Raw genomic sequence first — 22247 nt, 5'->3', positions numbered from 1 at the left:
TCGAGAAACTGGTTCAGATCCGGTACTGGCCTTGGGGGTTATGGTAGATGCTGTACCGTGATGTGAAGCTGTGCGAGATTACACCACCGAAAGACGTGTCTGGAGCGCGAAACTGCGGGCCAATTCGGTGGGCAGTCCAAGCTCAGCCGCCATATCGTGAAGCGAATACTTATCGTTGCCTGCGATCGTGTCAAAGACGCGCGAGCGTTCGTAAAAGGTACGACCGCCAGGTTCGGCGGAGCGGAATCCCTGCAGCGTAAGGATGCGATTGAGCTCCGTGTAATGCCAGTCTGAGCAACGACCGACTTCGTGCACGCGCCGTGCGGCTGCGACGGCTGAGACGCGGAAGGCGGTCTTGGATTCGAGAAGCCTCTCCAACGATGGGTTGTAGGGAAGGTATTCGAAGCACGCCGTGCGCGGAATGAGGAATTCTGCGGCAAAGGCATCGGCCTCGGATTCAGCCTCAGGCGTCGCGGGATCGTTGGGGTGCATAACGAGGTGGCCGAGCTCGTGAGCCAGCGTGAACCTTTCGCCTTCGGGGCTACGGCGACGCGCAGTAAAGATGTAGGGGCGACCGTCATCCCACAATGAAAAGGCGTCGACAGGCTCGTGAGTTTTTCCCAGCAAGTCGTCGAGCCCGAGACCAGCGACGGAGATCCCTCGCGACTCACACAACTGCACAAGATTGGGCGCCGGGCGCGTGCCCAAGTTCCATATGCTGCGCAGGAGCTGGGCTGCCATCTGTGGTGTTTCGTTGCTGAGGTCAGGGACGTCGAGCGCCGGCAGGCTGAAGTGTGCGCGCACCCAGTGGTAGACCTCGGTGCCGATGAGACTGCTGGCACGAGCTGCTTGTCGCGTTCGCGAAGAGACGCGGGCCTTGGCACGAAATGCGCCTCGGGCCTGGGAAGCGTCCGACAGAGCCGGGCGATAGAAAAAGCCTTGACGGAATCCCAAAGCGATTGCGAGCTGCTCTGCCAAAGCAACCGGTGCTCCGTCTGCTTCGAATGACTGCCATTGCCTGATGTCTAGCCCCAAGCGAGTACATGCTTCCTCAGCGCTGAGGCCGCGAAAGGTACGCGCGGTATCGAGTCACGTGAAGGAGAGCATGGTGTGGACTTTCTCGTGAAGTGTCAGCAGACAGCGAAAACGCCAGGTCACATGGCCTGAATGTTGAAGACAATGGAATCATCGTCGTCGGTCGGAATAACCTTCAGCGTAACTGGACACGGTTGCTGACAGGATAGGTAAGGGGGAAAACATGAATCCTGAAGCGCGAATGAATGTTCTACTCCCGTACTTGCAATCTTTTTTGAGGGATCCGCATATCTCAGCGTTCGCAACGGTGTAGTTCCTCATTTTCCATAGTGAGTAGAGCTGAAAATGATCAGCAAGCTAGTTTGTCTACAGCAATCCTGATTCTTCGTTCGACGAATCGGGGCGTGCAGGATTTCTGACAATCGCACATGAGTTCCCTTGAAGGAAAGTCATGTGAGTGTCTCGTGATGTACTTTCTCTGTCTCTCAAAGACAGCATCGGTCATTCGGCCTTTGCTCCATTGCTGATACTTCGAGGAGTACTCATGACTCAACCTATCTCGCCTGCGTCACAGGCATCCGAAGTTGTGCAGCCGACGGGCAAGCGCAACATTATTGGAATCATTGCGCTCGTTGTTGCCATCCTGGGCATCATCTTCTCGTGTGTGAAAGGGGCGCTCATTATCGGATGGGTCCTGCTGCCCATCGCCTTCATCTTGGGCCTTGTCGGGCTCTTCGGCAGAGACAAGAAGAAGGGTACGGCTATTGCTGCCGTGATCTTGTCGATTGTCGGTACTATCATCGCGGTGATCGTCTTTGTCGCAGTAATTGGAGAATCATTTTCGGAGGCGACAGGTGGCGACACAACGGTGTCCAACGACGTTCCTTCTGCCGATTCCGCGTCCCCGGAGCCTGGTGCCTCAGACCCAGGTTCTTCTGCTGCTGGGGACACGCGGGACACCCCGTTGCCGCTGGGGACCACAATTGAGAACGACGATTGGGCCGTAACGGTCAATAGCGTGAACCTTAATGGCACCGAACAGGTAGCTGCGGGTAATCCCTTCAATGAAGCGGCACCGGAGGGGCAGCAGTACATTATTGTCAATATCACTGCGACATTGAAGAAGGATGTACCAGAAGGGACTATTCCGGAGGCCACGGTGGAATACGTCTCCCCGGATGGCGTGACCTATAACAGCTACGACCATGTAGTAACCATGGACTCGAACTTTGACAATGTGGGAACGCTTTACCAAGGCGCAAGCACGACCGGCGATATTGCCATTGCCGTTCCGGCGTCGACTGTGGACCAAGGAGTACTTTCTGTACGCCCCGCGATGTTTGCGGACAAGAAATTTGTAGCTGTCCAGTAGTAAGGCGCACGCTTTCGCCGTCTTCCTTGATGATCCATGGGAGACGGCGGTCAAGTCCTGGGAAGTGGCGTAGTTAGTGTTTCTCCGACAGTTCGCGGTCACGGTCGGGGAAGCTGGTGGTTCCGTGCGAAGTCTAAAGACGTTCAGAGACGCGAAACCCCCTCCGCGCCGCGCCCGGATGGGGCGGCGCGGAGGGGGCATCGGCAAGCGCTGCGTGCGCTTCGGTGCACGATACGGCTCGAATTAGTCGAGGTAGTCGCGTAGGACCTGGGAGCGCGACGGGTGGCGCAGCTTGGACATGGTCTTGGACTCGATCTGGCGGATGCGCTCGCGCGTGACGCCGTAGACCTGGCCGATTTCGTCTAAAGTGCGCGGCATGCCGTCGGTGAGACCGAAGCGCAGGCGCACGACGCCGGCCTCACGCTCAGACAGGGTGGTGAGCACGTCCTGCAGCTGGTCCTGGAGGAGGGTGAAGCTGACGGCGTCGACGGCGACGACGGCCTCGGAGTCCTCGATGAAGTCGCCGAGCTGGCTGTCGCCCTCATCACCAATGTTCTGGTCCAGGGAGATGGGCTCACGAGCGTACTGCTGGATCTCCAGCACCTTTTCCTCGGTGATGTCCATTTCCTTGGCCAGTTCGACCGGGGTGGGTTCGCGGCCCAGATCCTGGAGGAGCTCGCGCTGGATGCGGCCCAGCTTGTTGATGACCTCGACCATGTGGACCGGGATACGAATCGTACGGGCCTGGTCAGCCATGGCGCGCGTGATGGCCTGGCGGATCCACCACGTGGCGTAGGTGGAGAACTTGTAGCCCTTGGTGTAGTCGAACTTCTCCACCGCGCGGATGAGGCCGAGGTTGCCTTCCTGGATGAGGTCGAGGAAGGCCATGCCGCGGCCGGTGTAGCGTTTCGCAAGCGAAACGACGAGTCGGAGGTTGGCCTCGAGGAGGTGGTTCTTTGCCTTGCGGCCGTCGCGGGCGATGGCGCGTAGGTCGCGCTTCTCAGACGGCTTGAGCTGGGCCTCCTTGGGGACATCGGCAGCCGTGGCCTCGTCCAGCTTGTGTTGGGCGTAGAGGCCGGCTTCGATGCGCTCGGCCAGGGAGACCTCCTGCTCGGCGTTCAGCAAGGCGACCTTGCCGATCTGCTTGAGGTAGGCGCGCACGGAGTCTGCCGAGGCGGTGAGCGCGGCGTCCTTGCGGGCCTGACGCAGCTGTGCGGATTCTTCCTCGTCCCAGACGGAGGAGCCTTCCTCGTCGTCCTCGTCCTCGTCGTCTGCGACGTCATCGTCCTCGTCGAGGTCCTCGTCCTCAAGGTCCTCGTGATTCGGGTCGAAGTCCACGTCGTCGTCCTCGTCGAGGTGCTCCTGATCCTCGAGCTCCTCCTCGTCGGTTGCCGTGCTGGTTTCCTCCGGGGACGTCGCCTTGGAACGCGTCGACTTCTTGACGGTCTTCTTTGCCGATTTCTTCGCAGTTTTCTTCGCCGTCTTCTTTACTGCCTTCTTGGCGGTCTTTTTAGCCGTCTTCTTCGCAGTCTTTTTGGCGGTTTTCTTGGCCGTCTTTTTAGCAGTCTTCTTGGCGGTCTTCTTCGTCGTCTTCTTGGCCGTGCGCGTGCCGGAAGCGTCGACCTCTGCGTTGTCGCCGAGTGCCTTGTCTGAAGAGTCAGTGGCTGCCACGTAAGCCCTTTCGCCTTGTGCCTTCAATGGACCGGTGGGGCGCCGTGTGGCGCTCCTCAAATAGCCATTGCTATGAACAGCGGCCCAGTATAACGTAAAAGGATCTTTTGCCGCGCAACTGGGCCATTACTATCCGTTGATTTTAGGGCTTCACCCCGCGCTGTGCGGCCAGCGCCGCGCCAACGATTCCCGCGCGATTGCGCAGCTTCGCAGGCATGACGGGGGTCTCGAGCGTGAGGTAGCCGCTCCATTTGTCGAACTTGCGGGAAATGCCGCCGCCGATGAGGAAGACGTCCGGGTTAAAGAGCTTCTCGTACTCTTCGAGCACCGTGTTGACGCGCTTCGCCCAGTCCTTGTAGCTGAGGTCTTTCTTGTTTTTGACCGCGGAGGATGCCTGCTTCTCGGCTTCCTTCTTGCCCACGATCATGTGGCCCAACTCCGTGTTGGGGAACAGCTTTCCTTCCAGGAGGAATGCGCTGCCGATGCCCGTTCCTAGCGTAAGGAAGATAGCCGCACCCTCCCGCGCTTCCGCGGCGCCAAATTCGACCTCGGCCAGACCCGCGGCGTCTGCGTCATTGAGGACGGCGACCTCGCGGCCGGGCAGATGGTGGCCGAAGAGTTTCTGGGTGTCGGTGCCGATCCACTGCTTGTCGACGTTGGCGGCAGAGCGCGCAATCTGGTGCTTCATAACGGACGGGAGAGTAATGCCCACGGGGCCGTCCCAGCCGAAGTGCTCGATGATGGCGGTGATGGTCTCCGCGACGGCCTCCGGGGTGGACGGCTGCGGGGTGGCGATCTTATGGCGCTCGCCCACGAACTCGCCGGTGTCGAGGTCCACGATGGCTCCCTTGATGCCGGAGCCACCCACGTCGATGCCAAAGCCCGCGTTGGCGGGGAGGGATTTTACAGTCATAGATGCCAGCATACGGCGTTGCTGCGTGTGGTGTGGGCGGTTTGTGCGCGACCGTGTTGTGGGCTCGAGGATGCGGTTGTTGGTTCGAGGTGGTGCGGATGCGGGCGCGGGGCGGGGCGGGCATGATGGAGGCCATGACTAGTCCTAAGAATCCAACCGGTCCTGGCTCCTCCTTCGCGGCGTTGGTGGGGTCCTCGTACAACGACCCGGAACTATGCGGCGATGTGCCGTCTCTGGAGGCGATGTCCGCGGCGGCACCAGAAGTTCCGGAAGACGTCGACGCCGCCGAGCTGCGCGACCTCGCGGTGCGCGTGGCGGGCCAGGCGGCGGCGCTTATCCGTACGCGCCGTGCGGAGCTGGCCGGACCGCAGGGAGCGGGGCTGCATGCCCATCACACGAAGTCTTCGGCGGTGGATCCGGTCACGGAAGTGGACGAGGCATCGGAAAGCTTTATTACGGGCGAGCTCCTGGCGGCCCGACCCTTCGATGGTCTGCTGGGCGAGGAGGGTGCCGCACGCGAGTCCTCGAGCGGGGTGACGTGGGTGGTCGACCCGATCGATGGCACGGTGAACTTCCTGTATGGCGTGCCGGATTATGCCGTCTCCATCGGCGCGGTCGTCGACGGCGAGCCGGTGGCAGGCTGTGTGGTCAACGTCGCACAAGACGTGACGTACGCGGCGGCGCTGGGGCATGGTGCAACGGTTGTGCGCGGCGGTTCGTCGCCGCAGCCTGTGCATCCGCGTACGGAGACCGACCCAGCCTTAAGCCTGGTGGCTACGGGCTTTGGCTACGAGGCATCGCGGCGACGCGCGCAAGCGGAAGTCCTCGTGCGACTGCTGCCGCGGGTGCGTGATATTCGCCGCATTGGCGCAGCGGCGCTTGATATCTGCCGCGTGGCGGAGGGGTCCGTGGACGTCTACTACGAGCACGGCATCAAGGCGTGGGACTGCGCTGCGGGCACGATTATCGCTCGTGAAGCCGGGTGCGCGGTCGTGCATCCGGGCATGGAGGCCGACGGCAAGAATGGTGCCATCTTTTTTGCCGCCCAGCCGAGCGTCGCGCCAGCGGCGTGGGTCACCTTAAGTGAGGCTAAGGGAACCAACAAAATCCCAGCGTAGAGCGGTGGGGGTAAACGGGGATTAACCCCGTGGCAAGCGGAGAATGACAAGCGGCCAATCGTCGTTTAGTATGCACCCCGATAAAGCTAGAAAAAGCCCCATCTAACCCTGTAAGGATTGACCACCATGGCTACCGATTACGACGCACCGCGCCGCCGCGCGGAGGACGAGGAAGAGACCGACTCCCTGGAGGGCCTCAAGGCCGCTGAGACCGAAAACAATGGCATGGACGACGACGGCGAGATTGTGGAGCCCTTCGCGCCGCCGATGGATGACCTCACCGGTGAAGAGCTCAACGTCGAGGTCATCCCGCGCCAGGAAAACGAGTTCACGTGTGCCTCGTGCTTCCTCGTGCAGTCCAACAAGCGTCTGTCCCATTACGAGGGCGACGACCCTATCTGCATGGACTGCGCTTAAAACGGACAACTGCGCACGCCCGGCCTCCTGCCGCTGCCTTTGGGGCGGCGCGGCGGGAGAGCCGGGCTTTGTGCTGTTGCGATGCGGATGAGTTGAATATGCCGTTCCTGCCGAAAATCGCGCGGCGATCGTGAACCGAGAGAAGATTTTCGGCAGCAACCCGGTTAGTTCAGCGTAGACGCCGCCTGCTCGGCTTGGGCGGGCACGAAGGCCTCGAGGACCTCGCGCGGATGCTTCGTGGCGATGAGCCAATAGGGGGTGTCGTCCTCGGGATCATCGAGGACGAGCATGACGTGCTCTTTCATCCAGCCCTTCGTGACGAGGAAGGCCGCGGGGTCAAGCTGCGGGCCGAGCGCGTTGCGGCGGGCGGTGGAGGGGATGGCAAGCGAGCGCGCGACGACATCGGAAGGCAATTGCGCACCCTTGACGGTGAGCCAGCGCGAGCCGTCTGGGTCCTGCTCGACGCGCAGGACGGTGCCGGACCACGTGATAAGCACCCACACGCCCAGCGCGGTGAGGACGGCGCCAATGATGTAGAGCCACATCGGCGCGCGGTTCAAGCTGAAGGTGGCGGTGGCCACGAAAACCACGATGGCTCCGTACAGCCAGAAGTACCACGGCACCCAGAACCGCTCCTGGTAGAGGACAGTGGGTGCGGGAGTGGGCGAGTTGTGCGAATCAGACACGGAAGCAGACACGGAATCAGACACAGGGGACAGTCTACGACAGTCCAACTTAAGTTCCATCTCCCGGTGGGCTCGTGGGGCGCGCGGGGCGGTAGGCTGGGGCGCGTGACTTTTACTACTTCGCAGGAGCCCGTAGCCGATATCCGCGTCAAGCGCCTTGACCCGGAGCTGCCGCTGCCGCAGCGCGCGCACCGCGGCGACGCCGGCGCTGATCTTTATGCCGCCGAGACCGTGACGGTCGAGCCGGGGGAACGCGCCCTTATCAGCACTGGCATTGCCATCGCTCTGCCGCTGGGCACGGTTGGCCTCATCCACCCGCGCTCGGGCCTGGCCGCCAAGCATGGCCTGTCCATCGTCAATACGCCGGGTACAGTGGACGCTGATTACCGCGGCGAGATCAAGGTCTGCCTTATCAACCACGACCCGCGCGACGCCTTTACGGTCGAGCGCGGCATGCGCATTGCCCAGCTCGTTGTCCAGCGCGTCGAGTTGCCTGGCTTCGTGGAGGTCGAGGATCTCGATGCAACCGAACGCGGGGCCGGCGGCTACGGCTCCACCGGCGTGAACTAGCCCGACTCTGAGGAGAAAAATATGTGGCCTTTTAGCAAGAAATCCGAGCCTGGCGCTGCCCCCTCGGCCGAGCCCCTAGACACCTCTGCGTCCCCTGCGGCTGCTGGCGCTGAGACGCCGGCCGCCTCGCAGCCGGGCGTGCAGATTGTCACCATCCCGCACGATCCGGTCAATGGCGCGAATGGTCCCTACGACGGCGACCATGTCGACATCGAGTCTTTCGACTTCAAGGATTTCTCGGTGGGCATCCTCGACTTGGGCTCCATGCGCATTCCGCTGCCCAAGGACTCGCAGGTGCAGGTGGAGATGGGCCCGGAGGGCCCGAAGATGCTCCATATCGTGACGCGCGTGGGTCGGATTACGCCGGTCGCATTCGCCGCACCGCGTTCGTCCGGACAGTGGGCCGAGGCCGCGCAGGACTTGCTGCGTGGCATCGAGAAGGATGGGCTCACGACCTCCGTCGAGGAGGGCCCGTGGGGCAGCGAGGTGCTGGGACACAGCGACAACGGCGTCATTCGCATCGTCGGTATCGAGGGCCCGCGCTGGATGCTGCGCCTTACGCTCGCCGCGCCGGCGGGCATGGAAGAGGAGCTCGCCGTGCTCGGCCGCGAGGTCGCCGCGCGCACGTTCGTCTACCGTGGCGACGACCCGGTGCTCGCCGGCAACTCGCTACCTGTGGTCATGCCGGCCCCGCTCGTCGAGGAGATGCAGAAGGCCATGAAGCAGCGCGAAGAGGCCCAGAGGGCCGAGGCGAATAAGCAGCCCACCGATGCCGAGGCACAGGCGGCCGCGCAGCTGCGTGAACTGAAAGAAGACAATTAGTGGCAGATCATTCTTCCGAGCGTCCTGGTGACGATTTCGACGACGCTCCCGAGGCCGAGCCCACGCTGCTCGAGCAGATGGGCGGGCTCACGGGGCTCGTCTCGGCGACGCTGCCCGTCGTCGTGCTGATCCCGGTCAATAACCAGTGGGGCTTGGGCCCGGCGTTGCTCGCCGCGCTCAGCGTGGCGCTCGTCATCACGGTGTGGCGCATCATCCGCAAGGAGACGCTGCAGCCGGCCATCTCGGGATTGCTGGGCGTGGCGCTGTGCGCGGCCATCGCGTGGTTTACCGGCGACGCGAAGGGCTACTTCCTGTACGGCATCTGGGTCTCGCTCGTGCTCGCGGTGCTGTCCCTCACTTCTATCATCTTCCGCTGGCCCGCCGTGGGCGTGGTGTGGAAGGGCATCAACGGCGAATCCATGGCCTGGCGCCAGGTGCCCAAGGCCATGTGGGCGTACTCCTACGCCACCGCTGGCTGGGCCGCGGTGTTCCTCGCGCGCTTCCTCGTCCAAAACGGCATGTACAACCACGGTGACACCACAACGCTGGGCGTCACCCGCATTCTCATGGGCTGGCCGCTTACCGGCCTGGTCACCCTGCTCACCATCTGGATGGTCCGCCGCGCCAACGCTGCCGTCGAGGCTTCGGGCCTCGTCGAGACTCCAGAACCTGCCCAGAAAGAGGCATAACTTATGACTTCCGCAGAAACACCCGAGCTCACCAAGGGCGAGACCATTCGGCTTACCGTGGAGCGCATGGCCCACGGCGGCGAGGGTATTGCCCACGCCGCGGACGGGCGCACCATCTTCGTCGCGGGCGCCTACCCGGGCGACACCGTCGACGCCGAGCTCACGCAGCTGAAGAAGCGCTTCGGCCGCGCCCGGCTCGTCAACGTCGTCGAGGCCGGCCCCCTGCGCGTCGAGTCTTCGTGCCCGGCCGCCGCGGCCGGTGCGGGCTGCTGCGACTTCGCAACGCTCGACCCGGAGGCCGAGCTTGGCCTCAAAGCTGACGTCATGCTCGACCAGCTGCGCCGCCTGGGCAAGCTCACGGACCTTCCGGACCCGCAGCTCATCGACGTGCAACCGCGCCGTGGCTGGCGCACCCGCGTCCGCTTGGGCGTGGACGCCCAGGGCCGCGCGGGCCTGCGTAAGCGCGGCAGCCACGACCTCGTCACGGACGTGGCCTGCACGCAGCTGGCCCCGGGACTCGTTGACGGACTCGTGGGGCCGGGCGCCCAGCGCTTTACGCCGGGCTCCGAGGTCATCGCCGTGCTCGACGCCGATGGCGTGCGCCACGTCGTGGAGACTGCTAAGCCGCCGCGCGGTCAGCGCGTCGAGCGCGTGGAGCGCGTCCTCGAGGGCTCCGGCACCGTCCGCGAGACCGCCGATGGCCACGACTTCCGCTTCCCGGCCACCGCCTTCTGGCAGGCGCATACCGCGGCCCCGGATGCGTATGCGAAGCTCGTGCGCAACTGGCTGTCCGTCGCGGATGTCGACGGCGCGTATGCGGATCTGCCGTACCCGGATTCCAAGCGCGTGGCGTGGGATCTCTACGGCGGCGTGGGCGTCTTCGTCCCCGCGCTCGCCGAGACCCTGGCCACGACCGCGCCCGGCCTGCCCGCCGGCGCGACCTCCGTGCTCGATAAGGAGCTCGACGCCGATATCGACGCGGACCCGGAAGCCCCCTCAGGCCCCGAGGTCACCGTCGTCTCCGTCGACTACTCGCCAGCTGCGGCGAAGGCGCGCCAGGACGCACTCGCAGACTACGACGTGGTACTCCACAACGACTTGGTGGAAAAGGCCATCGACCAGCTTCCCAAACCCGATGCCATCGTGCTTGACCCGCCACGGACGGGCGCGGGTGCCGAGGTTGTGGAAAAGGCGGCATCGGCAAGCCCGGGCGCTGCGGTGCACGTGGGCTGCGATCCTGCGACCTTCGCGCGGGACTTGGCGACGTGGCGCGAACACGGCTACGCCGTGCGCCGCCTCGCCGTCATCAACGCTTTCCCGGGCACCCACCATATGGAGGCGCTGGCACTCCTGGAACCCGCCGAGTTGTATTAGTCTCCCGCGTGCCTGAACAGGTAACGTGAAGAGAATCCATTGTTTTCCAAGAAGAGGTAGAAAGCACTCCATGGCACTGTTGGATCTGGTGAAATCGCCCCGCGATTTGAAGAACTTCACCCCGCAGCAGCTGGGTCAGCTCGCGGACGAGGTGCGTGCGCTGCTCATTGAGAAGGTCTCCGCCACCGGCGGTCACCTGGGCCCGAATCTGGGCGTCGTGGAGCTCACCATCGCGCTGCACCGCACCTTCGACTCGCCCAATGATGCGATTGTCTTCGACACCTCGCACCAGTCCTACGTGCACAAGATGCTCACGGGTCGTGCAGACCAATTCGATACGCTGCGTCAGAAGGGCGGCCTGTCCGGCTACACCGACCGCGGCGAGTCTGAGCACGACTGGACGGAATCCTCGCACGCCTCGGCGGCGATTTCCGTCGTGGACGGCCTGTCCAAGGCATTTGCGCTCAAGGGCGAGGGGCACCGCAACGCCGTGGCCGTGGTCGGCGACGGCGCTTTGACGGGCGGCATGTGCTGGGAGGCGCTCAATAACCTGGCGACGACCAAGTCGCGCAACGCCGTCGTGGTGGTCAACGACAACGGTCGTTCCTACTCGCCGACGATTGGCGGCCTGTCCGAGAACCTGTCCTATATCCGGGCGCAGCACGGCTACGACGAGCTCATGGAGCACGGCAAGAAGCGTCTCAAGCAGCTCGGTTGGGTAGGCGAGCGCGCCTTCGATGCCCTGCATGCGATGAAAGAGGGCATCAAGTCCACCGTCATGCCGGAGGAGATGTTCCCTGAGCTGGGCATGAAGTACATCGGTCCCATCAACGGCCACGATATCGATGCGCTCAACCACGCGTTTTCCTATGCCCGCGATTACGAGGGCCCCATCATCGTCCACTGCGTGACGGAGAAGGGCCACGGCTTCGCGCCGGCCGTCAACGAGCCGAACGACCAGATGCATTCCACGGGTGCCATCGACCCGGTCTCGGGCGTGGCGCTCAAGGAATCGCAGCCGGGCTGGACCGCGGCGTTCTCCGAGGAGCTTCTCGCCGCCGGTGCGCGCCGCGACGACATCGTGGCGATCACCGCCGCCATGGCTGGGCCCACGGGCCTGCAGCCTTTCGCGGATAAATACCCGGAGCGTTTCTTCGACGTGGGCATCGCGGAGCAGCATGCCGTGGCCTCGGCCGCCGGTCTCGCTTTGGCTGGCCTGCACCCGGTCGTGGCGCTCTATTCGACGTTCCTCAACCGCGCCTTCGACCAGCTCGTCATGGACGTGGGCCTGTTGGGCATGCCGGTGACGCTCGTGCTCGACCGCGCGGGTGTGACGGGCTCGGACGGCGCCTCGCACAACGGCGTGTGGGACATGGCCATTTCATCCATCGTCCCGGGCATTCGCGTGGCGGCCCCGCGCGACGGCTCGCGCCTGCGCGAGCTCTTTCAACAGGCCATCGAGGTCGACGACGGCCCCACAGTTGTGCGTTTCCCTAAGGGCAACCTGCTCGAGGACCAGGAGGCCGTGGACACCTTGGCCGACGGTGTGGACATCCTCCACTACAGCGACAACAAGGACGAGGCATCGCCTGACGTGCTCATCGTGTCCATCGGCGCGATGTCGCAGCGCTCTCTCGATGCCGCCGCACTCCTCGAAGCAGAGGGTGTCAACGTCACCATCGTCGACCCGCGCTGGGTTGTGCCGGTCCCACAGTCCGTCATCGGGCTAGCCGGCGACCACGACCTCGTGGTGACGATCGAGGATGGAGTGATGCGCGGGGGCATTGGTTCCCTGGTCTCCGAGGCTTTGAGCGCCGCCGAGGTCGACACCCCGCACCGTCGCCTCGCGTTTCCGAATATGTACCCGAAGCACGCTTCGCGCGGCGAGCTGCTTCAGGAGGTTGGCCTCGACCCGGCTGGCATCGCGGAGTCGATTGTGGGCTGGGTTTCGGATCTGACCGAGGACTCTGACTCCGAGTAGGAATTTTTAGCCGACGAAGCCCCCAGATCTCCACAGATCTGGGGGCTTCGTTGGCGTAAAAGTCAGCGGCACACGTCGTGGAGCCAGCCATCGAGCTCGCTGAGCGGCGCGTCCGGGGCGATGGGGTCTTCAGCGAATTCCTCGCCGGTGCGGGCGACGTCCTTGGCGACGGTGAGCATGAGCGAGCGGCCGTCGGGGTAGTCGATGACCACGTTCGCTGACGCGTAGCCCGCGGTGGGCTCGCCGAAGGTCCGCACGTTGTCCAGGCCGCGGAAGGCCAGCAGCGTTGCCTCGCCTGACGATGCCGTCTCACCATCGGTGAGCACCGCCACTGGCAGGTCCAGCTTGCCGCCGGAGGTCGTGGTGGGCGTGCCGCCGCCCGCGACGTGGTTGCCGTCGATCATGACGGGAGTCTTCCGCGAGCGGGACTGGAAGTAGAGCGCTGGACCGTCAGGGAGCAGGGGACTGAGTCCTGCGAGCATGGGTCCCATGTCGCCGCCGCCGTTTCCGCGCAGGTCGACAACGGCGGCGCAGGCGGGGGCATCGGCAAGCCCGTGGGCGAGCGTGTCGGCGTAGGCTTGGCCGTCGTCGAAGCGCCCGATGCCGGGCACGGTGGCCCAGACAACGTTGTTGCGCAGCTCCACCTTCGGGTCGGTGTGCGGCACGGATTCCTCTTCTTCGCGAGTGTAGATGGTGGAGTGCTTGCCGCCGGCGGCTGTGATGGCGTCGTCGAGCGCCGCCGGGTCGTCTTTGGCGCGCTCGTAGACGTCCTTGAACTCCGGCGAGTCTGCGTAGATGCCTTGCGCGGCGGCGGTGTCGAGCATCGCTGTGTTGATGCGCGACTCAGAAGCGCCGAAGAGGAAGATGGGCTTGCCCGTGAACATTGCCCCATAGGTGGGGCCGAAGACGTAGACGAGGGCGAGGGCTGCAACGACGAGCACCGCGAGAACGGCACCAATGATTTTGAGTGCGAGTTTCATTCGTGGCGCCTCCCCGAGGCCAGTACGCGGGAGCGCAGGGGCTCGGCGGCGAGTGCCGCGATGAGAGTGATGCCCCAGCCGGCGCCGAGGAAGCTCAGCGCCATGAGCACGCGGCCAGCTGCGTCGACGTCGGTGCCCGTGGAGGCGAACATGATAAACGCAAGTGGGGAACCGAGGGCAAAGCCAAGGAGACTCACGCCTACCGCCGGGCCCATGATCTCGATGAAGTTCACGGCGGTGTGGAATCGACGCGGCACACCCATGAGCTGAAGCGAGCGCGAGAGTTGCGCGCCTTCAAAGGCAGCGCTTGCCTGACCCAGGAATATGGACAACCCGGTGAGGATGAAACCGAACAGCAGCGTGAGCAAGGCACCTGTGGAGACGTCCTTGAAGATGGTGAGAATATCGCCCTCCTCGCGCATGGCGAGCGTAAGGTTATCCTGCTTCAGCGGCGAGGATACGAGGTAGCCCGCGAGGAAGCCGAAGAAAGCCAGAGAAGCCACCCGGCGCCAGGCGCGCTTGCCGTTCGTGGCCACGCGCTGCCACGCGACGAAATGCGCGGTGCCGGGGAAGAGGGAAACGATGTGTCCAGCCACCTGCAGCAGGAAGGGGGCCACGAAATTGATACTCACCACGACAATACAGAGCAAACCGATCATTCCGGCGATGCTTGCGATGGCGGCATTGAAGTCGAAGTTGCGCACGATGACGGCGACGACGGCGACGAGAAGGACGAATGCGATGAGACGCCAGTACTTCAGCGCCGGCGGAGTCGAGCGGCGTGCCACGCCGAGGGGGCTCACGCGGACGCGTTGCATGCCCACGAACGCAGCGCCGAGCGCGAGGAAGAACAGCGTCGCGGCGACTGCGAGGTAGCCCCACCATGGCAAGAGGATTTCGCGGAGCTCGACGGGACGGTCCTGGAACTCAAAGTTGGTGAAGACGGGGGCAAGCAACACGCTACTGGCTAAGCCGAGTGCTATGCCGATGATGGCCTGGATTCCGGTCTCGATGACCGTCATGCGCGTGACGTCGCGGGAAGACAGCCCGAGCAGTCGCAGCGTGGCGAGGCGGCGCTCGCGGCCGGAGGCGCCGAGGACGGCGGCCTGGGCGGTCAAGCTAAACAGGGCGGGAACGATAAACGCGCACGCGAACAACGCCAACGAGAACCAGGTGTAGAGGAAGTCCGGCTCGTTGCCGTAGGTCCCGCGCATCGATTCGGTGACGAGCTCAGGGTGGTGGGCACGTACCCAGAACATCCACGTGCCGCCCGCGACGAGAAACGCAGCGGTCGAACCCACGGCGATGGACAGGATGGACAGCAGCGATAGCGTGCCGGTGCCCGTGCGGGCATGCAGTGAGGCGCGATGCAGTTGGAAAGTCAGGGTTGCCGTGCTCATCGTGCGCCTCCCTGTGCTGCAGTGGGCGCTGCGGTACGCACGCCGCCCACGAGACGGTCGTCGTGGACGAGACCGTCGCGGATCTCTACGCGGCGTTCCATCCAGTCCGCGACCTTGGGGTCGTGCGTGACCATGATAAGGCTCGCGCCCGACTGGCGGACGACGGTGGTAAGCATCTGCATGACCTCATGGCCGGTGGACTGGTCAAGAGCGCCCGTCGGCTCGTCCGCGAAGACGATGGACGGTTCAGCGGCAAGCGCGCGAGCGATGGCGACGCGCTGGGCCTGGCCGCCCGAGACGTCGCCCGGACGGCGCAGAGCCAGACCGCCGAGACCCAGCTGATCAAGCAGCGCCTGTGCGCGCGTGCGGGCCGCGCCGCGCGAGGACCCAGTGAGCATCGCCGGCAGCGCCACGTTATCGACGTTGGTGAGCTCCGGAAGGAGCTGGCCGTCCTGGAAGACGAAGCCGAAGTGCTGGAGACGAAGGCGGGAACGGGCGGTATCGGAAAGCTTGGCAATGTTGGTCTCGCCGAAGAAGACGGCGCCGTCCGTGGGCGTGAGCACGCCCGACATGCAATGCAGCAGCGTGGACTTGCCGGAGCCCGAGGGCCCCATGACGGCGACGGTTTCGCCGGGCTGGATGTCGAGGGAAATACCGGAGAGGACCGGGCCTTGGCCGTAGTCCTTCGTGATGTCATGAAGTGAAAGTGAATGTGTCATGGTTCTCATTTCACAGGTTAAGGCGCACAGATTGAATGGTGCCACCGCTAGAGTTCGCGGTAGTGCTAGCTCTACCCCCGCCCGCCACGGCTGGCGCCGTGGTTATGATCGGAGGCGATGTTTAAGCGAAAGACCACCAACGAGGAGCGCCAGGCCGCGGAGATTGCCCGGCTCACGGCCTCACGCCGCGCGATTGCGGACGCCTACGAGGTCGAACGCCAGCGCATCGAGCGCGACCTCCACGACGGGACGCAACAGTACCTTGTGGCGGCGTCCATCAAGCTAGGTGAGGCTTCCTTGGACCTTACTGGGGAAGCCGCGACGTTGGTTGCGGCAGCGAAGAAAGACCTTGACGCGGGACTTGCGGCTCTGCGGACGACGGTGCACGGCATCCATCCGCAGGTGCTCAAGGACCACGGGCTGGTGGCCGCGCTTTCCGATGTCGCCTCCTCTTACGGTCCGCACGTCTCCGTCTTTGCTCCGCACCCGCTTCCTTCGCTGTCGCCGTCCGTGCTCGCGGCCGGGTACTTCTTCGGGGCGGAGGCATTGACGAATGCGGCGAAGCACGCGCCGGGCGCGCCCGTGACGGTGCTCGTGACCTCGGATGCGGATCTGCACATCTCGGTCGTGGACGAAGGCCCGGGTGGCGCGGCCGTCGTGCCAGGCCAGGGGCTTGCGGGCATGGCGCAGCGATTGGAGGCCTTCGGCGGCGCGTTGACGTTGTCCTCGCCTCCAGGTGGGCCGACGCGTGTGGCGTGTTCCATTCCGTTGCTGTTGGACCGTGGGGCTTCTGGGCTCGGAGGTGTGCGATGAGAATCGTGTTGGCGGATGACTCGGCGCTGTTGCGTGAGGGCGTGGCTGGTCTTTTGGAGCGCCGCGGCCACGAGATCGTGGGCCAGGCCGCGACGGCGCCCTCGCTCATCGAGTTAGTGGAGTCGGGCCCGTTGCCGGACATCGTGGTCACGGACGTGCGGATGCCGCCGAATATGGCGGACGATGGCCTGAAAGCGGCGGTGTCTCTGCGACGCGAGTTTCCTTCGCTGGCGGTCATGGTGCTTTCGCAATACGTGGCGCCGGCCTATGCGGTGGAGCTCTTCGACGTGGACACGGCCGGGACGGGCTACCTCCTCAAAGATCGTGTCTCCGAGGTCGCGGACTTTCTGTCGAGCCTTGAGGTCGTGGCGCAGGGCGGCACGGTGATCGACCCGACGGTCGCCAAGGCACTGATGGCCTCGGGGCGCTCGGGGCTGGCGGAGCTCACGCCGCGCGAGCGCGAGGTGCTCGAGCTCATGAGCCAGGGAAAATCGAACAAGGAGATTGCTTCGGCGCTGGTGCTCTCTGCGGCGGCGGTGGCCAAGCACGTGTCCAATATCTTCCTCAAACTTCGGCTCGACCCGAAGGAAGACAACCGGCGCGTGAAAGCGATTCTGGAGTACCTGGCGGCGCGGCCGTAGTTCCTTGCGAAAATTGTGCTCAGAATCGCGATAGCTGATCGATTTTTGACAAGAACCGGGGGTTAGCGGAAGAGGGCGCGCTCGAGGATGGGCGTGACGAGCTGGACTTGCCAGTCGCGGCAGTCTTCGTCGCGCAGGAGCGTCGGGATGTCCGCAGCGCGGGTCAGCGTGCCGGCGACGTCGCTGGAGAAGCGGGGCTCGCCAAGCGCAGCCCACACGGCGGCGCGGACCGCAGAGGTCTTGATGATGGTCTCGGGCTGCATGACAAGGTCGTCCGCGAGGGCGTCGATGTCGGCGCGGATGTCTTGGTAGACCTCCCAGAGCTCGGGGTAGTCGCGTGACCACGTGGACTTGCCGGGCACGGGAGCCAGCGAAAGGTCAGGGCGCGGGAATGTCGAGGGGTCGGCGCGCAGGGCGGTTTCGAGGACCGTGAACCAGGCCTGGGAGGCGCCGGCGCGGCGGCGAGGGAATCCACGAGTGCGGCGGAGGGCTTCCTCGGAGCGCGGCAGGGAACGAGCGACTTCGAGAAGCGCCTTGTTCGAAAGAATTTTGCCGGGCGCGATGTCACGCGCGCGGGCTTGGCGGTCACGGTGCGTCCACAGGGCGCGGGCGGCGGCGAGCTGTGTGGGCGTGCGCAAGCTGCCGATGCCCCGTAAATCCGTCCAGTCTGGCTCCGGCGGCGCGGTGATGGAACGGTGTTCGTCCACGATATGGGCGAATTCAGCGTTGGCCCAGCCCAGCTTGCCATCCTCGGCGAGGATATCGGCGAGCTTACGGCCGAGTTCGAGGAGAAGCTCGACGTCGAGGGCGGCATAGGCAAGCTGGTGGGCGGGGATGGGGCGTGCGGACCAGTCCGCGTCGCCGTATGCCTTCTCGAGCTCGACGTCGAAGAGCTCCTCGAGCATGGCGCCAAGGTTCGGGTGGTCGAAGCCGGCCATGCGGGCGGCGAGTTCCGTGTCGAAGATGGCGCTGGGGTAGAGACCGAGCCAGGCGAGGCAGGGAAGATCGCTGGGTGCGGCGTGAATGATCCAGCCCTGGTTGTTGAGCACGGGGGCGAGCGCTGTGGTCAGCGCGTCGCGGCCGCCTTCGGGATCGAGGAGGACCGTGCCGGAGCCTGCGCGGCGAATCTGCAGCAGGAAGGCGCGGTCGTCATAGCGGAACGCCGAGGCGCGCTCCGTGTCGATGGCAAACGGACCGGAGCCCGCCGCAAGCTGGTCCGCGGCGCGCTGGAAGGCGGCCGGAGTCGCGGCGACGGGTGGGATGCCGTCCGCGGGCCTATCGAGAAGGTGGGTCATTAGCCGCGCATAAGGTCGGTGACGCCCTCCGGCGGAAGGCCGGCGACGTTGGCGAGGACCGCGGCAAAGGCCTCTACGTGTGAGGAGAGATCGATGCCGTCCGCGGTCCAGGAGGCGCGCATTTCCATCTGGTGGGCGCGCGGCGGGCCGCCGATTTCGCCGAAGCGGACAGACGCCGTGGAGGTTACGGTGCCGCCGAGGTTGGTGTGCTCGGCGCGGCAGGCAGTAAGAGACTCGGTGAGCCATTCCCAGGCAACATCGGGAAGCAGCGGGTCAGAGGCGACCTCGGAGTCCATGTCGGCTTGGATATAGGCGACAAGGCGCATAGAGCCGGTCCATGACTCCTCCGCGGCCGGGTCGTGGAGCAGGATGAGGCGACCGAAGGCATCGCCCTCGGAGTCCTGCGGGACGACGTCGAGGTCCTGATTGCCCACCTCGAGGCCAATCGCGTGGCTAAACGGCGCCAGCTTTTGCGGCGGACGGATGGTGCCCAGCGTGATCTCGGGACGCATGCGCGCGGCGTGCATGGACTCGACGGCCTGCGTGAAGGCGGCGGGGGTGCCGGACTCACGGGGGGTATCGGCAGGCTCGGTAGGGCGGAGCTCTGTAGGCTGCTGCGAATTAGTTGGGGTCACGGGGGATAAACCTAGCCGGTGGGTGAGGCTGGGGGTGTGAGGCGCGCCGTGTGGGGTGGAAAGGTGCGCGCGGGGCGGTATCCAACTTAAGATGGAGTCCGTTCAACCTTTTTACTTTCATGGAGGATTCATGGCCAAGCTTGATTTCGAGGAGCTCAACTCCCGCCAGCAGTACTCGCAGCATGCGGTTTTCCGCGTCTACCCGGGCGCGCTGGGCACCGAACGCGATGAGGCCATCGCACAGGCCCAGGCCTTCTTCGCTGGTTTGGATGAGGCGATCACCGTTCGTGGCATCTACGATCTGTCCGGCATGCGTGCATCTGCCGACTACATGATCTGGTGGCACGCGGAGGAGTTCTCCGATATCCAGAAGGCATTCGCGGACTTCCGCCGCGAGACGACCCTGGGTCAGGTCTCTGAAGTCACCTGGGTGGGCAATGCGCTCCACCGCCCGGCCGAGTTCAACCGCTCGCACCTGCCGTCCTTCATCATGGGCGAGGAGCCGGGCGAGTGGATTGCGGTCTACCCGTTCGTGCGTTCCTACGACTGGTACACGATGGACCCGCAGGAGCGCCGCCGCATCCTCGCCGAGCACGGCAAGCAGGCGCGTAACTACCCCGATGTGCGTGCGAACACCGTGCCGGCCTTCGCGCTGGGTGACTACGAGTGGATGCTCGCGTTCGAGGCCCCGACCCTCGACCGCATCGTTGACCTCATGCACCTCATGCGTTACACCGAGGCGCGCCACCACGTGCGTGAGGAGATTCCGTTCCACACCGGCCACCGCGTGGCAGATGTGGCGGAGCTGATGAAGATTCTCCCGTAAAACGATGTGAAGGGCCGCACCTTGGTGGTGCGGCCCTTGTTTTAGTTTTCTACCGGCTTCTCTTCGAGATTCAGGCAGATGGAGTTAATGCAGTAGCGCAGGTCCGTGGGCGTGTCATAGCCTTCGCCCTCAAAGACGTGGCCCAGGTGCGAGTCGCAGTTGGCGCAGCGGACCTCGGTGCGGACCATGCCGTGCGAGGTATCCGTGTGCTCGACGACCTTGTCGCCCGCGAGCGGGGAGAAAAAGGACGGCCAGCCGCAGTGGGACTCGAACTTCTCGGTGGAGCGGAACAGCTCGGCACCGCAGGCGCGGCAGGAGTAGATGCCCTCCGTGGTCGTGTTGGTGTATTCGCCGACATGCGGCGGTTCCGTGCCCGCCTGGCGCAGGACGTAGAACTCCTCCGGCGTGAGGCGCTTCTTCCACTCTTCGTCCGCGATCAGCTTGAAATCAGTCATGGCGCGATTCTACGCGCTCATGGGCCCACCATCCCAAGGCTGCGGCGCTCACACCGATGATGACGAAGGCCCATCCCGCGGTGCCCGCGAAGAAATTCATCCACCGTCCCGCGTCCGGCCACTGCACAGAAGTCCACGACATGGGCGCGAGACACAGCACGGCGCCGAGCCACGGCAGCCACGACTCCAGCGCGTTGCGGCGCGCGAAAATGGTGAATAAAAGGGGCGCGAGCCACATGGAGTAGTACTGCTGTCCGAGGCTCGAGAGGAAGAACACGCCCACGAGGACGAGCGGAGCCGTGGTCATAGCCCAAAGCGCGACGTCGGTGTGGCGGCGCCTGAGGAGGGCGATGAGTCCGGCGGCGACTATGAGCGCCATGCCTGTCCAGACTGTGTAGTAGAGTCCGCTGTTTAGCTGGAAGTAGGCGTTGACGCCGGGCCACGAGGAGTTGGCGTAGTCGCGCGTGGTTCCAAGGTAGGGGAGAAGCTTGCCCGTAAAGTCTTCCGTGCCGGGCACGAGCGGCCAGGCCATCACGTTGGCCAGCGCCGGCACTCCGCTGCCGCCGACGAGGCCCTTCCAGTCCAGTTTGACGATGTGCAAGGCAAGCAGCGGTGCAAACTGTGGCTTGACGAGGATAGCAATGCCAAGGACGAGTCCGGCAAGCCACATCCTTTTTGTCTGGCCTTGTGCGCCCCTAATGAACAGGTAGAGCCAGCCGGTGAGGAAGAGGAGAAGGACGCCGTTGATATTGGAGAAGGTCAGCGTGTTGGTGACAGACTCGGTGGCATATGCGAGGGCGATGGCGAAGGGGAGCGTGGCGCCGCTTAAGGGTTTGTCAACGAGTCTGGTGAGGAGTGCGAGTGCAGCGATGATGCACGCGGCGTTGACGAGGATGAACGCCATGCGTGCGGCTGTTGGGTTATCCGCGAGGCCCAGCGGTGTGAGCAGGAGCGTGGCGCCGGGGTTGTAGAGATAGAGCGGATCGACGTGATCGTAGGCCTGTGCGTAGACGGAGTCGCCAGCCAGCATGCGGCGGATGGCGGAGTAGACCGTCGTGAAGTCGTCCGTGGGGGAGCCGTTGACGGCGCTGATGAGAATCCGGTGTGCGATCAGGACAAGTGCGAGCGGCCACGCGGCGGCGCGGAGGACCCGGTGGCTGATGCTTGGTGCGGCTGTCTCGGGCCCGTCATTTTGTGCGGCCGGGGAGACCGGGGCGGCCGGCTCGCCGAAGCCGGGGGCTAGGGCTTGCCGGGCGGTAAACAGGCCGTCGATTCTCGCGCGCAGGGATTCAGTCACGAGTGTGGATTCTAGGGAATCGGCGCAGGGAATACGGGGTGCCACACGGAGTACGGGCAAGCAAAAGCCCCGGTTGCGAGGTGAACTCGCCGCCGGGGCTGATTGTGGTCCTAGTTGGGATTGAACCAACGACCTTTCCGGTGTGAACGGAACGCTCTCCCACTGAGCTATAGGACCTCATTGGGTACAGGAGAAAAGTAGCACGCTCCTGTGTGCGGTACCTAATCGGCAGGTCGAGGTGAGAATGTGGCGGGGATCGCTGGGCTGCGCCGTGTTCGAGTGGCCCCGACGGTGCCGTGTGGTGCTGAAATGACAGCGGTGTCATTCGGGCGCGTGTTGGGTGCTTGGGGGATGGGTGAAACCCGCGTCTGAGCGGGCGATTTGGCAAACTGTTGCCCCAAAGGATAATGTTTCTACTCGCACCGCACAGTGTTGTTACTTCTTACATCACATCGCAGTGCATGCGGATGTAGCGCAGTTGGTAGCGCATCACCTTGCCAAGGTGAGGGTCGCGAGTTCGAGTCTCGTCATCCGCTCA

Annotated in this window: 22 protein-coding genes and 2 tRNA genes; 12 read left to right on the top strand and 12 right to left on the bottom strand. The window is 64.3% G+C overall.

Annotation, left to right across the window (positions count from 1 at the left end):
* Positions 1–78: 78 nt before the first annotated feature.
* Positions 79–978, bottom strand: coding sequence for an ImmA/IrrE family metallo-endopeptidase (locus tag ABJ196_RS03795; RefSeq protein WP_347305289.1), 900 nt, complete (start codon positions 976–978; stop codon positions 79–81).
* A gap of 601 nt (positions 979–1579) precedes the next feature.
* Between ABJ196_RS03795 and ABJ196_RS03790 the strand changes: the two genes are divergently transcribed.
* The gene (locus ABJ196_RS03790; protein WP_347305288.1) at positions 1580–2407 is read left to right on the top strand and encodes a hypothetical protein; all 828 of its coding nucleotides are present in this window, start codon (positions 1580–1582) and stop codon (positions 2405–2407) included.
* Positions 2408–2650: 243 nt separating this feature from the next.
* Here ABJ196_RS03790 and ABJ196_RS03785 read toward each other — a convergent pair whose 3' ends face one another.
* Together ABJ196_RS03785 and ppgK are read right to left on the bottom strand one after the other, a co-directional pair.
* Positions 2651–4078 (bottom strand): RNA polymerase sigma factor, encoded by a 1428-nt coding sequence (locus ABJ196_RS03785; RefSeq protein ID WP_347305287.1) that lies wholly within the window; start codon positions 4076–4078, stop codon positions 2651–2653.
* Between the two features lie 142 nt (positions 4079–4220).
* Entirely contained in the window at positions 4221–4991 is a 771-nt protein-coding gene (ppgK, locus tag ABJ196_RS03780; RefSeq protein ID WP_347305286.1) for a polyphosphate--glucose phosphotransferase, read from the bottom strand.
* Between the two features lie 134 nt (positions 4992–5125).
* Between ppgK and ABJ196_RS03775 the strand changes: the two genes are divergently transcribed.
* Positions 5126–6109, top strand: a complete 984-nt coding sequence (locus tag ABJ196_RS03775; protein WP_347305285.1) for an inositol monophosphatase family protein — start codon at positions 5126–5128, stop codon at positions 6107–6109.
* Positions 6110–6235: 126 nt separating this feature from the next.
* Positions 6236–6526 carry a DUF4193 domain-containing protein gene (locus tag ABJ196_RS03770; protein WP_347305284.1) on the top strand — a complete coding sequence of 97 codons (291 nt, stop codon included), beginning with the start codon at positions 6236–6238 and terminating at the stop codon, positions 6524–6526.
* A gap of 164 nt (positions 6527–6690) precedes the next feature.
* Here ABJ196_RS03770 and ABJ196_RS03765 read toward each other — a convergent pair whose 3' ends face one another.
* The gene (locus ABJ196_RS03765; RefSeq protein ID WP_347305283.1) at positions 6691–7236 is read right to left on the bottom strand and encodes a DUF3093 domain-containing protein; all 546 of its coding nucleotides are present in this window, start codon (positions 7234–7236) and stop codon (positions 6691–6693) included.
* A gap of 81 nt (positions 7237–7317) precedes the next feature.
* Between ABJ196_RS03765 and dut the strand changes: the two genes are divergently transcribed.
* The 5 genes from dut to dxs all read left to right on the top strand — a co-directional run bounded on the left by dut (position 7318) and on the right by dxs (position 12648).
* The gene (dut, locus tag ABJ196_RS03760; protein ID WP_347305282.1) at positions 7318–7782 is read left to right on the top strand and encodes a dUTP diphosphatase; all 465 of its coding nucleotides are present in this window, start codon (positions 7318–7320) and stop codon (positions 7780–7782) included.
* A gap of 21 nt (positions 7783–7803) precedes the next feature.
* On the top strand, positions 7804–8604 hold the full coding sequence (locus tag ABJ196_RS03755) for a DUF3710 domain-containing protein (protein ID WP_347305281.1): 801 nt from the start codon (positions 7804–7806) through the stop codon (positions 8602–8604).
* A 77-nt stretch (positions 8605–8681) separates the two neighbouring features.
* A complete protein-coding gene (locus tag ABJ196_RS03750; protein ID WP_347305313.1) occupies positions 8682–9293 on the top strand; it encodes a DUF3159 domain-containing protein in 612 nt (203 codons plus the stop codon).
* 3 nt (positions 9294–9296) lie between these two features.
* Positions 9297–10667, top strand: coding sequence for a TRAM domain-containing protein (locus ABJ196_RS03745; protein WP_347305280.1), 1371 nt, complete (start codon positions 9297–9299; stop codon positions 10665–10667).
* Positions 10668–10737: 70 nt separating this feature from the next.
* Positions 10738–12648 (top strand): 1-deoxy-D-xylulose-5-phosphate synthase, encoded by a 1911-nt coding sequence (gene dxs / locus ABJ196_RS03740; RefSeq protein WP_347305279.1) that lies wholly within the window; start codon positions 10738–10740, stop codon positions 12646–12648.
* A gap of 62 nt (positions 12649–12710) precedes the next feature.
* Here dxs and ABJ196_RS03735 read toward each other — a convergent pair whose 3' ends face one another.
* Genes ABJ196_RS03735 through ABJ196_RS03725 form a run of 3 tightly spaced genes read right to left on the bottom strand, consistent with a single transcriptional unit; the run spans position 12711 to position 15747 of the window.
* Entirely contained in the window at positions 12711–13628 is a 918-nt protein-coding gene (locus tag ABJ196_RS03735; RefSeq protein ID WP_347305278.1) for a S41 family peptidase, read from the bottom strand.
* The gene (locus ABJ196_RS03730) at positions 13625–15028 is read right to left on the bottom strand and encodes an FtsX-like permease family protein (protein ID WP_347305277.1); all 1404 of its coding nucleotides are present in this window, start codon (positions 15026–15028) and stop codon (positions 13625–13627) included. Before ABJ196_RS03730 ends, ABJ196_RS03735 begins: the two co-directional genes overlap by 4 nt.
* Positions 15025–15747: an ABC transporter ATP-binding protein gene (locus ABJ196_RS03725; RefSeq protein ID WP_347305276.1), complete on the bottom strand. Its 723-nt coding sequence runs from the start codon at positions 15745–15747 to the stop codon at positions 15025–15027. Before ABJ196_RS03725 ends, ABJ196_RS03730 begins: the two co-directional genes overlap by 4 nt.
* 117 nt (positions 15748–15864) lie before the next feature.
* Between ABJ196_RS03725 and ABJ196_RS03720 the strand changes: the two genes are divergently transcribed.
* Together ABJ196_RS03720 and ABJ196_RS03715 are read left to right on the top strand one after the other, a co-directional pair.
* Positions 15865–16560, top strand: a complete 696-nt coding sequence (locus ABJ196_RS03720; RefSeq protein ID WP_347305275.1) for a histidine kinase — start codon at positions 15865–15867, stop codon at positions 16558–16560.
* Positions 16557–17201 carry a response regulator transcription factor gene (locus tag ABJ196_RS03715; RefSeq protein ID WP_347305274.1) on the top strand — a complete coding sequence of 215 codons (645 nt, stop codon included), beginning with the start codon at positions 16557–16559 and terminating at the stop codon, positions 17199–17201. Before ABJ196_RS03720 ends, ABJ196_RS03715 begins: the two co-directional genes overlap by 4 nt.
* 62 nt (positions 17202–17263) lie before the next feature.
* Here the strand turns inward: ABJ196_RS03715 and ABJ196_RS03710 are convergent, their stop codons facing one another.
* Both ABJ196_RS03710 and ABJ196_RS03705 read right to left on the bottom strand, forming a co-directional pair.
* The gene (locus tag ABJ196_RS03710) at positions 17264–18496 is read right to left on the bottom strand and encodes an HRDC domain-containing protein (RefSeq protein WP_347305273.1); all 1233 of its coding nucleotides are present in this window, start codon (positions 18494–18496) and stop codon (positions 17264–17266) included.
* Positions 18496–19131: a DUF3000 domain-containing protein gene (locus ABJ196_RS03705; protein WP_347305272.1), complete on the bottom strand. Its 636-nt coding sequence runs from the start codon at positions 19129–19131 to the stop codon at positions 18496–18498. Before ABJ196_RS03705 ends, ABJ196_RS03710 begins: the two co-directional genes overlap by 1 nt.
* Positions 19132–19261: 130 nt before the next feature.
* Between ABJ196_RS03705 and hemQ the strand changes: the two genes are divergently transcribed.
* On the top strand, positions 19262–19957 hold the full coding sequence (gene hemQ / locus ABJ196_RS03700) for a hydrogen peroxide-dependent heme synthase (RefSeq protein ID WP_347305271.1): 696 nt from the start codon (positions 19262–19264) through the stop codon (positions 19955–19957).
* A gap of 41 nt (positions 19958–19998) precedes the next feature.
* Here hemQ and msrB read toward each other — a convergent pair whose 3' ends face one another.
* The 3 genes from msrB to ABJ196_RS03685 form a co-directional block, all read right to left on the bottom strand.
* Entirely contained in the window at positions 19999–20412 is a 414-nt protein-coding gene (gene msrB / locus ABJ196_RS03695; RefSeq protein WP_257070249.1) for a peptide-methionine (R)-S-oxide reductase MsrB, read from the bottom strand.
* The gene (locus ABJ196_RS03690; RefSeq protein ID WP_347305270.1) at positions 20405–21709 is read right to left on the bottom strand and encodes a glycosyltransferase family 87 protein; all 1305 of its coding nucleotides are present in this window, start codon (positions 21707–21709) and stop codon (positions 20405–20407) included. Before ABJ196_RS03690 ends, msrB begins: the two co-directional genes overlap by 8 nt.
* 105 nt (positions 21710–21814) lie before the next feature.
* Positions 21815–21886: transfer RNA gene (locus ABJ196_RS03685), tRNA-Val, on the bottom strand.
* A 286-nt stretch (positions 21887–22172) separates the two neighbouring features.
* Between ABJ196_RS03685 and ABJ196_RS03680 the strand changes: the two genes are divergently transcribed.
* A tRNA-Gly gene (locus ABJ196_RS03680) sits at positions 22173–22245 on the top strand.
* The last annotated feature ends 2 nt before the right edge of the window (positions 22246–22247 follow it).

Origin of the sequence: Corynebacterium sp. SA-MJD20WY100 (assembly GCF_039822565.1) — a bacterium.
GTDB lineage: Bacteria > Actinomycetota > Actinomycetes > Mycobacteriales > Mycobacteriaceae > Corynebacterium > Corynebacterium phoceense_A.
Note: the sequence above shows the minus strand (reverse complement) of the source record. Positions and strands in the feature narration are given on the sequence as shown.